The organism is Shinella curvata (assembly GCF_022899935.1).
Lineage (GTDB): Bacteria > Pseudomonadota > Alphaproteobacteria > Rhizobiales > Rhizobiaceae > Shinella > Shinella curvata.
Genome location: NZ_JALJCJ010000001.1, coordinates 452,875 through 464,484, shown reverse-complemented (window position 1 = coordinate 464,484; position 11,610 = coordinate 452,875). Strand labels below are relative to the sequence as shown.

The following is an 11,610-nucleotide window of genomic DNA, read 5'->3' as shown; positions in this document are numbered from 1 at the left end:
AACGGAGGGGCGCCCGCAGGCTTTCGCGAGCGCTCAGGACAGGTGAGTATCATGGCACAGAATTGGACCCCGACCAGCTGGCGGCAGAAGCCCATCCAGCAGGTTCCGGATTATCCGGATCTCGCCGCATTGGCGGCGACTGAAGAGCGCCTCGCAAAGTTTCCGCCGCTCGTTTTCGCCGGCGAAGCCCGCCGCCTGAAGGCGTCGCTCGCCAATGTCGCAGAAGGCAAGGGCTTCCTGCTGCAGGGCGGCGATTGCGCCGAGAGCTTCGCCGAGCACGGCGCCGATACGATCCGCGATTTCTTCCGCGCCTTCCTCCAGATGGCCGTGGTCCTGACGTTTGGCGCCCAGCAGCCTGTGGTGAAGGTCGGCCGCATCGCCGGACAGTTCGCCAAGCCCCGCTCGTCGGGCATCGAGAAGCAGGGTGACGTGTCGCTGCCGTCCTACCGCGGCGATATCATCAACGGCATCGAATTCACCGAGGAAGCCCGCATTCCGAACCCGGAACGCCAGATCATGGCCTACCGTCAGTCGGCTGCGACGCTGAACCTGCTGCGCGCCTTTGCGATGGGTGGTTATGCCAATCTCGACAACGTGCACCAGTGGATGCTCGGTTTCGTCAAGGATAGCCCGCAGGCCGAGCGCTACCGCAAGCTCGCCGACCGGATCTCCGAAACGATGGACTTCATGAAGGCCATCGGCATCACGCCGGAGACCAATCCGAACCTGCGCGAGACCGATTTCTTCACGAGCCACGAAGCGCTGCTGCTCGGCTACGAGCAGGCGCTGACCCGCGTCGATTCGACCTCCGGCGACTGGTATGCCACATCCGGTCACATGATCTGGATCGGCGACCGCACGCGCCAGGCCGATCATGCGCATATCGAATATTGCCGTGGCATCAAGAACCCGCTCGGCCTCAAGTGCGGCCCGTCGCTGACCGGTGACGGCCTGCTGGAGCTGATCGATCTCCTGAACCCGACCAACGAGGCTGGCCGCCTGACGCTGATCTGCCGTTTCGGCCATGACAAGGTCGCCGACAACCTGCCGAAGCTCATCCGTGCCGTCGAACGCGAGGGCAAGAAGGTCGTCTGGTCCTGCGATCCGATGCATGGCAACACGATCACGCTCAACAACTACAAGACCCGTCCGTTCGAGCGGATTCTGTCGGAAGTCGAAAGCTTCTTCCAGATCCACCGCGCGGAAGGCACGCATCCGGGCGGCATCCATATCGAGATGACCGGCAACGATGTGACGGAATGCACGGGTGGCGCACGCGCGCTGTCGGGCGATGACCTGGCCGACCGCTACCACACCCATTGCGACCCGCGCCTCAATGCCGACCAGGCCCTCGAGCTCGCCTTCCTTCTTGCCGAGCGCATGAAGGGCGGCCGCGACGAAAAGCGGCTGGTCGTGAACGGCTGATCTCCATCCGTTCACGCTTCGGTTCCGTAAATTAGCGGCGCTGATGCAAGCATTCAGGAATGTGAAATTGACAGGACCGGGCCGGCTGACAAAGCTGGCCCGGTTTTCGTTTGCGCGCCAGCGCATACAATAAAAGGGGGAGACATGAGCGAGACGCATTCGGGACATTGCCTATGCGGCGCGGTGCGGTTTCGCACATCCGGCAGGCTGCGCGAGGTAATCGCCTGCCATTGCAGCCAGTGCCGCCGGCAGACCGGGCATTTTTATGCGGCGACCAATGTGACGGACGAGGGGCTGAGCGTGGAGGGCGCCGATGATGTCACCTGGTATCGTGCCAGCGAGACGGCAAGCCGCGGTTTCTGCCGCATCTGCGGCTCCGCCCTGTTCTGGAAGGGCGATGGTTCGGATTATACCTCGATCATGGCGGGCGCCTTCGACCAGCCGACGGGGCTGAAGATCGGCGTGCACATCTTCTGCGCCGACAAGGGCGACTACTACGAGATCGCCGACGACGCGCCCCGATATGCTCAAGGCAGATGAGACGCGCCGTCTTCTTCACTGCACCAGGGCGGGGCGCTGGCAGCGCACGCCCGTGACGCGGATATCCGCTTCGCCGACACGCACGCCCACGACCAGCAGCAGGTTGTAGAGCAGTTCGTCGATCGGTGCGGTCACCGTCGCCAGCGTCGAGGCAAGCGCTGTCGTCACGGCCTTCGGCGTACCGAGCGTCAGGAAAAGGATCTGGATATCCAGGTCGAGATTTTCCAGCAGCGTCTTTGTCGCCGAGGTCAGTGTATGGCGCGTGGAGATCGTCTTGACCGTGCGCGCGGCAATTTCCGTCGGCGTGAAGGCGAGGCGGGTGCGGCCGAGATTCTTGGCCTCGACATGCGCCATTGCATCGATGCGAACGAGGCCCGAATCGAGGATGCGTGCCTTCTGCACGCGGGCATCGTCGGAAAAATCCGACAGGACGGACGGATCGACCTTGCCGAGCGCGATTTCTGCGACACCCGGAACACCATCGACGGAGACATTGGCATTCTCCGCCGTCCCGCCCAGGCAACGGATGTCGGCAAGCTTGGCTTCGGAGGCCGCCACTTCAACATAGAGCGGCAGTTTGATGCGCAGACCCGCAAGGGCCGCCAGGCCGTCAAAGCTCACCTCCACCGCAAGTCGTGTCTGCGCGCTGCGCACCGCGCTGCCCGGCTCGCCGAGGCGATGCGCGGGCGTTTCCACCGGCGGCTCGCCGATCGCCAGACGCACGCTGACGGCGGCAAGGCCGGGCAGCGATGTGCCGAGATCGAGCGCCACCTGGTTCTTGCCGTTGGCAAGGGCGGCGGCGGCCGAAACCATCTGCAGGGCATTGACCGACATCTGCCAGTCGCCGCCAGTTGCGACGGCAAGGCCTTTTTTCGGATCGATATTGAGGATGCGTGACAAGGGCAGCTTGATCTTGCTGCTTGCCGTGGCCTGCTCGATCAGCCGCAATGCGGAGCGGGCGGAGACGGAAAGCCCGTCCACGGCGCGCATGGAGGCCAGAAGCTGCGGCATGGTGAGGCCGGCATTAAGCACCTCTTCGTAGGTCGCCGTGGTGAGCCGCAGCTCCGTTGCGACAGCCTTGAGGAAGGGGTGAATTGCGATATCCGCATCAACAAGCGCCCGGTAATCCATCACCTTCAATGACAGTTTGGTGCCGAGCAACTGGCCGAGCAGGGCGTTGAGAATGCCATCATTCAGGCTGGCGAGCCGCGTGCCGACGGAGAAGGCGGCGATCTTGTTGCGGGCGGCGGAACCGACCGCCGTCAGCACCGGTGGATTGGGGGTGAAGATCGAGGCGATGAAGAGATCGGCTGAGCGCGACAGCGTCACGCGTGCGGCGTCGGCATCGGTACCGGCGGCCTTGAAGCGGTCTTCCGGGGCCATGTCGGGGTCGGCGAAATAGCGCCCGCGTTCGATTTTGGCGGTCCCTGGGGTGCGTTTGGCGCCCGGCAAGACGATCGGCGGGATGGTGTTTCCATCCTTGCCGGTGACGGAGACCGGCATGCCGTTGAGCGCGAAATAGGCTGCGGCGGATTTTTCCGCCTCGCCGACATTGCCGGCTGCGGCAATAGCGGCAAGGTCTGCGGTTGCCTGCAACTGGCGCTGCTGTACGGTGAGGTAGCCATAGTCGACACCGAGTGCCAGCGAGAACACCATCAGCGGCAGGCTGAGCGCTGCGAGCGTGCCGATATTGCCGGAGCGGTCGGAAAGGAGAGAGAGTTTCATGGTCACAGCCCTCCCACGCGGACAGTGGAGTAGCGCTCGATCTTTTCCTGCGGCAAAGCGAAGGTGAAGAGCTTCCAGATCGGCAGATCGCTGGAATCGTAGGAGATGGTCACGGTGAATTGGTCCGGGTTGTTGGGGTCGTCAGTCACCACCACGTGCATCTTCCGACGGTTGATGAAGGAGTAGTTGAACCGGGACGTGTCGAGGTATCGGTTGACCAGGGTGACGCGCTCGGCCGGATTGAGGCCAGCGACCGCCGTGCGGGCGGCGTCGGCCGCGATCTGTTGCACCGAATGGGTGACGGAGAGATAGATGCCGTAGGCGATCAGCGTGAAGAGCACGAGAAAGAACAAGGGCGCGATGATCGCGAATTCCAGCGCCGACGTGCCGGCGCGGTCCTTCGACAGGCGGGACAGAACGTGCATGACGTCCTCCTAAGGGTTGCCTGATGATCCAAATAGTCAGCATCCCTGAGTTGTGGATGCATCTTCAGGGTGCGCGCAATTTGTTAATGTTCTCTTATTGAGGGAATGGCCACTAGTTGTATTAATCCCCGGTTGTAACAAAATGTTACTTCCTGTCGCGCATAACATCATGCAGTCGCAGCACCTCCATCTTCAAAGCGGCGATCTCGTCGAGGAAATGTGTATCGATCTTGTGGTGCAGCGCCATCAGCTCGATTTCGGCCTTGAGGTTCACCTCGTAGTCCTTCGAGGCTTCAAAGCGGTCGCGCGCGGCCTGCCGGTTCTGCGACATCATGATGATCGGCGCCTGGAGGGCGGCGAGCATGGACAGCACGAGATTGAGGAAGATGAAAGGGTAGGGGTCGAAGGCGTCTTTGCTCAGCAGGATCGTGTTGACGACCGTCCAGGCGAGGAGAAAGACGAGGAAGCCGATGATGAAGATCCAGGAACCGCCGATGCGGGCGATGGCATCGGCGATGCGCTCGCCGGGTGCCTGCTTCGACTGGTAGGCAACGTTCCTGTCCTCCGACAGGATACGTCCCTCGCGGGAATGGAGCAGCACCTCTCGCTCGGTCTCGTCGAGCTGGTCGGCAGGTTTTCCGAAGAGGATCTGGGCGGCGTCGTCGAAGGGTTTCATGGCTGGGGCCCCGGAAGAGAATCGGAGCCCCAGCCTATCGTTGTTTCGGGCGAAATCAGTAGCCTGCGCTCATCAGTTCCGCATGGGAGTTGAAGAAGCGTTCGAGGCCGTACTGCTTGCCGAACATGATGTCGTGCTGCAGGAAGCGGAAGTCGCGCACCAGCGGGTCGATTGTCTTCTTGCGCGCCCAGTCCGGCGTGCCGTTACCCTTGGCGTCGATCAGCATGTAGCGGTCGATGACGCGCAGCTTGTCATGCACTGCGCCGAGGAAGCCCGTGTAATAGGGGTGTTCGAAGCCGGCCTCCTTGAGGATGTAGTAGGAGAGGAATGCCGGGCTGATCGTTCCGACATCCTTTTCCGCACCCGTCTTGTTCGACCAGATGACGAGGGGGGTCTCGTGCTCCTTCTTCATCTGCTCGGTCGAGCCCTTGCGTGCGGCGGTGATGCCCTTCATGTAGCCGGAATTCTGATAGACGGTATTGAGCGGCGGCAGGTGGTCGCCGAAGACGACGATGATCGTCTCGCGGTCACGGTTCTTCGCCCAGTCCATCAGCATCTTCAGGCTCTGGTCGGCTTCCTTCACACCCTGCGCATAGCTTGCCAGCATGCGGTTGTCGCGTGCGTCGAGCTTACCCTCAGGGGTGATGTCCGTCTTGGTGTAGCGGCCGTCGTCATACGGACCGTGGCCCTGCAGTGTCACCGTGAAGAAGAAGAACGGATCTTCCTGCAGATCGGCCTGGCGGATAATCTCCTTGGTCAGCGCCTCGTCGGAGGTGAAGTTGCCACGCTTGGCGAGCGGCGGCATCTTGTCGACGTCCTTGAAGGTTTCGAAGCCGAACGCCTTGTAGACGCTCGAACGGTTCCAGAACCAGCCCGAGAAGGGGTGGATGGCGCGCGCCGTATAGCCTTCCGCACGGAAGAACGTGGCAAGCGAGGGGATCGGCTTGCGGATATACTGCTGGTACGGGATGCTGCCGGTCGGCAGGAAGGCGTTGGAAAAGCCGGTCAGCGCCTCGAATTCGATATTGGCGGTCAGGCCACCGAACTCCGGCGAGAAGACATGGCCGCCCTGGCTGTCGCGGATGACCGGCATCGGATCCTGCGAGAGTTTCACGCTTTCGATGCGCGTCGGATCCCACAGGGATTCGCTCATCACGACGATGACGTCGGGCTTGGAGCGGTGCGTCGTGCCGAACGGCAGCGGCTTGGAGGGAATCTTGTCGATGGCATCGACCATATAGCCCGAGGGCGCCTGAACGTTTGCCATCGGCAGGTTGATGGCGAAGGCCATGACGAAGCCGTTATGGCGATAGTTCTCCGCCTGGTCCCACATGATCGGGAACACCTTCAGGCGGTCGCGCACCCAGGAGAACTCGTTATAGTCCATGATGGAGGCGAAACCGGCGATGAGCGGCAGCGCGATGGCAAGGCGCGTGAGACGCTCCTTGCGCGTCAGCGGCCGGAACCGGCGCCAGGCGAAGACCCAGAGGCTGACGAGGCCGACAATGGCAACAACGATGGCCACGGCGAGGCCTGCCGCCGTCCACGGACGGTCCTGAACGAGAACCGGCATGAGCTCCATGATCTGGCGGCCGAAGAGCAGATCCGTCGGATAGAGCGGATCGGTCAGGAAGACCTGCTTCTGCTGCGAGATGACGCCCATGAGCACGACGAGCGGCGCGACGAACAGCACGCCCTTGTGCTGGCGGCCGATCAGCGCATCAAGCGCGAGATAGGTCAGGAAGAAGACGCCTGTCGTGGTCCAGGCGGGCTGTTCGATATTGGTGAAATAGATCCAGGTCTGCTCGAGGGAGCCGCGCGTGATGAGTTCGACGACAACGACGGTCAGCAAGGCCAGAAGGCCGGAAACGGCAAGCGAACGCAGGACGGCGAGCGTCTTTGTATGGCGCGCGAAAAAACCTGCCTTTACGGCAAGTCCTTCGGTGGTTTCGATCGCCACGGCTGCGGGATTAAACAGGGCCAAGGCCGTCTCCAAACTTCATGAAACTTTCGTGTATCTGTCATACGAATGTCATCTTGAACAGGAGATGAACGGTTTCTGCAACGTTCTCCCCGTGCTTTGGTTCCGCCTGTTGCATTGCGGCAATGCTGGCGGCAACCCGCTGAAATGCGGGGCTTGGCGTGAAAGCGCAAGCAATCGTCAGGCTTTTCATTCCCAAAGCGCCTGTCATGCTCTAAACAGCTTCTCGACCGTTCGAGCGTGCGGCCTCCGCAGGATCGGACACTATGCAAAGACGGGTCCGCAGACATGATTTCCGAGACTGAAAAGACGACGCTCCGCATCGCCGTCGCGCAATTGAACCCTGTCGTCGGCGACATTGCCGGCAACCTCGCCAAAGCACGCGCCGCCCGCGAGGATGCGGCACGACAGGGCGCCGATCTGCTGCTGCTCACGGAACTCTTCATCTCCGGCTATCCGCCGGAGGATCTCGTGCTGAAGCCGGCCTTCCTGAAGGCCTGCCGCCGCGCCATCGACGATCTGGCCTCCGATACCGCAAGCGGCGGTCCCGGCGTCATCATCGGTTTTCCCCGGCAGGACGAGACCGGCCGCTACAACGCCGTCGCCGTCATCGATGCCGGTAAGGTGCTCGCGGTGCGCGACAAGGTCGATCTGCCAAACTACGGCGAATTCGACGAGAAGCGCGTCTTCGATCAGGGCGCGATGCCGGGGCCGGTGAATTTCCGCGGCGTCAGACTTGGCATTCCGATCTGCGAGGACATCTGGGGCGATCTCGGCGTCTGCGAGACGCTGGCTGAAAGCGGCGCGGAAATCCTGCTCTCGCCGAACGGCTCGCCCTATTATCGCGGCAAGGTCGACATCCGCCACCAGATCGTACTGAAGCAGGTTATCGAAACCGGCCTGCCGCTGCTCTACGCCAACCAGCTCGGCGGCCAGGACGAACTGGTGTTCGATGGCGCAAGCTTCGCCTTCAATGCCGACAAGACGCTCGCCTTCCAGATGAGCCAGTTCGAGGAGACCGTCGCGCTCGTCACCTTCAAGAAGGAAGGCGACGGCTGGGTCTGCGACGGTGGACCGATGTCACGCATTCCGGAAAAGGAGGAGGCGGACTACCGCGCCTGCCTGCTCGGCTTCCGGGACTACGTCAACAAGAACGGCTTCAAGAATGTCGTGCTCGGCCTCTCCGGCGGCATCGATTCGGCCATCTGCGCGGCCATCGCCGTCGATGCGCTCGGCGAGGAGCGGGTGCGCTGCATCATGCTGCCCTATCGCTACACATCGAAGGATTCTCTCAAGGACGCCGCCGATTGCGCGAAGCTGCTCGGCTGCCGCTACGACATCGTGCCGATCGAGGCGCCGGTGACCGGTTTCCTCTCCGCTCTGTCAGAGACCTTCGAGGGCACGGAAGAGGGCATCACCGAGGAAAACCTGCAGAGCCGCACGCGCGGCACAATCCTGATGGCGATTTCCAACAAGTTCGGCTCGATGGTCGTCACGACGGGCAACAAGTCGGAAATGTCGGTCGGCTACGCCACTCTCTATGGCGACATGAACGGCGGCTTCAATCCGATCAAGGACCTCTACAAGATGCAGGTCTATGCGCTGTCGCGCTGGCGCAACAGCCACCTGCCGCCCGGCGCGCTCGGCCCGACCGGCGAGGTCATCCCGAAGAATATCATCGACAAGGCACCGTCCGCCGAGTTGCGCCCCAACCAGACCGACCAGGATTCGCTTCCGCCCTATCCCGTGCTCGACGACATTCTCGAATGCCTCGTCGAGATGGAGATGAGCACGGAGGAGATCGTCGCCCGCGGTCATGACGCTGCGACGGTGCATCGGATCGAGCATCTGCTCTATATCGCCGAATACAAACGCCGCCAGTCGGCACCGGGCGTGAAGATCACCAAGAAGAATTTCGGCCGCGACCGCCGCTATCCGATCACCAACCGCTACCGGGATCGGGGGTAGGCGTGACCGCGCCGGAGGACGTGCCGGGCGCTCGCCCGGCATTTACCGAGGAAGAGACCCGGCTGATCCGACTATGGGCGCTGAGCGAATTCTCGGCTTGCCGTCAGGTTTTCGCCCAGATCGCTTATTTCGCGACTCCGACGGTGTTCGGCATCTACGGGATTGCCACGGGCAGCCTTGTCGTTCTCGGCGTGTCCTTTCTTTGCATCGTGCTTCTTCTCATGCTGGGCCTGGTAACGACGTGGCGAGACCAAGAGAAATTTGTGCTCATGCAAGCGATCTGCCGCAAGCTCGTGGCGGGTGGCGAGGATAAATAGACGATGCGCAGCTCGGTTGAAATCCACAACATCGTTACGGGCACGACGCGGATCGTCTGGCAGACCGAGCAGCTGGTCGAGGCGCCGAATTTTTCGCGGGACGGGCGGTTTCTCGTCATAAACGGCGATGGTTTGCTCTATCGGCTCTCACTTGATGGCAGCGCGCCGGAGCGGATCGACACCGGCTTCGCCATCAGGTGCAACAACGACCACGGGCTTTCACCCGACGGACATCTGCTCGTGATCAGCGACAAGGTGGAGTTCGGCAAATCGGCGATCTATGTGCTGCCGATCAAGGGCGGTGTGCCGAGGCTCCTGACGCCGAAACTGCCGTCCTACTGGCACGGTTGGTCGCCGGACGGGCAGACATTGGCCTATTGCGGCATCCGCGATGATGTCTTTGATATTTATACCATTCCCGTTTCTGCCGGTGAGGAGAGGCGGCTCACCTTCGGGGAAGGGCGCAATGACGGGCCGGACTATTCGGCGGATGGCGAATGGATCTACTTCAACTCCAGCCGCACCGGCCGCATGCAGATCTGGCGTGTGCGACCGGACGGGTCCGAACCGACACGCATTACCGACAGCCCCTATGGCGACTGGTTTCCGCATCCGTCGCCCGATGGAAAACACCTGCTCGTGCTCTCCTATGACGGCGATGTCTTCGATCATCCGCGCGATCTCGACGTGCGCCTTCGCATCATGGATATGGACGGTGGAAATGCCCGCATCCTGTTCGAGCTTTTCGGCGGGCAGGGCACGATGAACGTGCCGAACTGGTCGCCTGACGGCAACGAATTCGCCTTCGTGCGCTATGCGCCGGCCTGACTGCAATTTCCAGTGCTGGCAAGTTAAGCTTTCGCTCACCAGCCTGTTTAAGCGAATTTTGCGGTCTGCCAACTAGCCTCTGCTCAACAAGGCCCGAAACGGGCGGGGGACGGGCAGGGGCAGGGATGGCGGACAAGACGCAAAACGGTCGATCGGGGCGCCGCCGCAGGGTGAATTGCGCGATCCGTGCCGCAGCCTTGATGATCATAGGCCTTTTTGGTGCGGCAAACTTCTTCGTCCTCGACTACGCCATCGAACGTGCCGACAGCTTCGTCGCCGAGACCGAGCGCACGCTGGTCCGCAACGAATTCAGCCACCAGATCGACCAGGTGGTGCAGTATCAGAGCCAGCTGTCCTTCTGGGACAAGAGTTTCAACGCGCTCGCCCATGGCATGCCCGACGACAAGTTCGTTCATGACCACATGCGTGACTGGATGTGGTCCGATTTCGGCTTCTCCTGGATGATCCTGACCTCGCCGGACGGCGAGACTATCCTCGGCGTGCATCGTGGGGAAAAGGTCTCCGAGCGAAAAGCGCGCGAAAAGCTGCAATGGGTGAGCGACCTTACCCGCCGCGCCGAGCGTGCCTACCGTGCGGCCCTCTCTCCCGATCGCGGCGGCTGGCAGGTGGCTCGAGCCAAGGAGGATCCCGATCTCCTGACGCCGGCATTGCCGGAAATCCACGTCTCGGGCATGCGGCTCATCGATCGTGTCATGAGCATCGTCGTCGTGCAGGCGGTGGTTCCGAAGTCGCTCTACATTCCCGCGAGCCGGCTGGAGCCAACGCTGCTCATCACCGTCAAGCCCGTCTCGCAAAAAATGCTGTCCAATGCCGAGCAGCGGCTCGGTGTGCACGATCTCGGTTTCACGCCCATTGTCACCGAGGAGCCGGGTCTTGCGATGACGCCGGTTGGCGGTGACGCCTATAACCCGATGGTCGCCTCTTGGCGCCCCAACATGCCGGGTTCTTTCGTCTGGCGCTCGGCGCTGCCGCAGATCGCGATCTTCGTGCTGGTCTTTGCTGCCGTCATGCTGTTCGTGACGCTGCGTTTCTCCGCGTTGGTCAAGGCGCTCCAGCGCAGCGAGGCGAAAAACGCCTTTCTTGCCCGGCACGACCCCCTGACGGGGTTGAAAAATCGCAGCGGCTTCGACGACGACGTTCGCCGTATCATCGCCAAGGGGAACGGCAAGCCGTTTGCGATCCTTGCGCTGGATCTCGACAGGTTCAAGGCCGTCAACGACCGTCACGGCCATGCCGCCGGCGATGCCGTGCTGCAGGCGGTGGCGCGGCGCTTTACCGAGCGTGTCGGCACCGAGGGCTCGGTGGCGCGTCTCGGCGGCGATGAGTTCTCCGTCCTTCTCACGGGCGATTTCTCCCGCGAAACCCTCGTGGAACTTGCGGAAGCGCTGGTGCGTGACGCGCAGGTGCCGATCGCCTATGACGGTCAGCTTCTGCTCATCGGCGGAAGTGCGGGCATTGCGCAGTTCCCCGATCACGGCGGCAGTCTGCACGATGTCATGGTGATGGCCGATGCGGCGCTCTATGCGGCCAAACATGCGGGCCGCAACCGCGCCGTCCATGCCGGCGATATCGATGACGGGGTGGTGGTCCAAGCGGGCGCGGCGCGGGCTGCCTGATGCCCGCGGGTTCGATAGGCCCGGCAACCTGTCGGCCATGCCTCCGCGACGCTACGAGACACATGCGCGGCGTGGGCAGACTTGATCA

10 protein-coding genes are annotated in these 11,610 nt (G+C 62.2%); 6 read left to right on the top strand and 4 right to left on the bottom strand.

Going from position 1 to position 11,610, the window contains the following annotated elements:
- Nucleotides 1-51 precede the first annotated feature (51 nt).
- Together MUU55_RS02260 and MUU55_RS02255 are read left to right on the top strand one after the other, a co-directional pair.
- Nucleotides 52-1,425 carry a class II 3-deoxy-7-phosphoheptulonate synthase gene (locus MUU55_RS02260; RefSeq protein ID WP_244759138.1) on the top strand — a complete coding sequence of 458 codons (1,374 nt, stop codon included), beginning with the start codon at nt 52-54 and terminating at the stop codon, nt 1,423-1,425.
- A gap of 144 nt (nt 1,426-1,569) precedes the next feature.
- Nucleotides 1,570-1,965: a GFA family protein gene (locus MUU55_RS02255; protein ID WP_244759137.1), complete on the top strand. Its 396-nt coding sequence runs from the start codon at nt 1,570-1,572 to the stop codon at nt 1,963-1,965.
- A 15-nt stretch (nt 1,966-1,980) separates the two neighbouring features.
- Here MUU55_RS02255 and MUU55_RS02250 read toward each other — a convergent pair whose 3' ends face one another.
- The 4 genes from MUU55_RS02250 to MUU55_RS02235 form a co-directional block, all read right to left on the bottom strand.
- Nucleotides 1,981-3,690, bottom strand: coding sequence for a pilus assembly protein TadG-related protein (locus tag MUU55_RS02250; protein WP_244759136.1), 1,710 nt, complete (start codon nt 3,688-3,690; stop codon nt 1,981-1,983).
- 2 nt (nt 3,691-3,692) lie between these two features.
- A complete protein-coding gene (locus tag MUU55_RS02245) occupies nt 3,693-4,115 on the bottom strand; it encodes a TadE/TadG family type IV pilus assembly protein (protein WP_244759135.1) in 423 nt (140 codons plus the stop codon).
- A gap of 145 nt (nt 4,116-4,260) precedes the next feature.
- Nucleotides 4,261-4,791, bottom strand: a complete 531-nt coding sequence (locus MUU55_RS02240) for a DUF1003 domain-containing protein (protein ID WP_244759134.1) — start codon at nt 4,789-4,791, stop codon at nt 4,261-4,263.
- A 55-nt stretch (nt 4,792-4,846) separates the two neighbouring features.
- A complete protein-coding gene (locus tag MUU55_RS02235; RefSeq protein ID WP_425314125.1) occupies nt 4,847-6,775 on the bottom strand; it encodes an LTA synthase family protein in 1,929 nt (642 codons plus the stop codon).
- A gap of 285 nt (nt 6,776-7,060) precedes the next feature.
- Between MUU55_RS02235 and MUU55_RS02230 the strand changes: the two genes are divergently transcribed.
- The 4 genes from MUU55_RS02230 (at nt 7,061) to MUU55_RS02215 (ending at nt 11,522) form a co-directional block, all read left to right on the top strand.
- The gene (locus MUU55_RS02230; RefSeq protein WP_244759133.1) at nt 7,061-8,740 is read left to right on the top strand and encodes an NAD+ synthase; all 1,680 of its coding nucleotides are present in this window, start codon (nt 7,061-7,063) and stop codon (nt 8,738-8,740) included.
- A 2-nt stretch (nt 8,741-8,742) separates the two neighbouring features.
- Nucleotides 8,743-9,057 carry a hypothetical protein gene (locus MUU55_RS02225; RefSeq protein WP_244759132.1) on the top strand — a complete coding sequence of 105 codons (315 nt, stop codon included), beginning with the start codon at nt 8,743-8,745 and terminating at the stop codon, nt 9,055-9,057.
- A gap of 3 nt (nt 9,058-9,060) precedes the next feature.
- Complete coding sequence (locus MUU55_RS02220; protein WP_244759131.1) at nt 9,061-9,885, top strand: TolB family protein; 825 nt, start codon at nt 9,061-9,063, stop codon at nt 9,883-9,885.
- Nucleotides 9,886-10,085: 200 nt separating this feature from the next.
- The gene (locus MUU55_RS02215) at nt 10,086-11,522 is read left to right on the top strand and encodes a sensor domain-containing diguanylate cyclase (RefSeq protein ID WP_244759130.1); all 1,437 of its coding nucleotides are present in this window, start codon (nt 10,086-10,088) and stop codon (nt 11,520-11,522) included.
- The last annotated feature ends 88 nt before the right edge of the window (nt 11,523-11,610 follow it).

What these genes read in the sequence shown, in the direction of transcription:
- MUU55_RS02260 (WP_244759138.1), top strand. Translation starts at nt 52, where the DNA reads ATGGCACAGAATTGGACCCCGACCAGCTGGCGGCAGAAGCCCATCCAG.
- MUU55_RS02255 (WP_244759137.1), top strand. Translation starts at nt 1,570, where the DNA reads ATGAGCGAGACGCATTCGGGACATTGCCTATGCGGCGCGGTGCGGTTT.
- MUU55_RS02250 (WP_244759136.1), bottom strand. Translation starts at nt 3,690, where the DNA reads ATGAAACTCTCTCTCCTTTCCGACCGCTCCGGCAATATCGGCACGCTC.
- MUU55_RS02245 (WP_244759135.1), bottom strand. Translation starts at nt 4,115, where the DNA reads ATGCACGTTCTGTCCCGCCTGTCGAAGGACCGCGCCGGCACGTCGGCG.
- MUU55_RS02240 (WP_244759134.1), bottom strand. Translation starts at nt 4,791, where the DNA reads ATGAAACCCTTCGACGACGCCGCCCAGATCCTCTTCGGAAAACCTGCC.
- MUU55_RS02230 (WP_244759133.1), top strand. Translation starts at nt 7,061, where the DNA reads ATGATTTCCGAGACTGAAAAGACGACGCTCCGCATCGCCGTCGCGCAA.
- MUU55_RS02220 (WP_244759131.1), top strand. Translation starts at nt 9,061, where the DNA reads ATGCGCAGCTCGGTTGAAATCCACAACATCGTTACGGGCACGACGCGG.
- MUU55_RS02215 (WP_244759130.1), top strand. Translation starts at nt 10,086, where the DNA reads ATGATCATAGGCCTTTTTGGTGCGGCAAACTTCTTCGTCCTCGACTAC.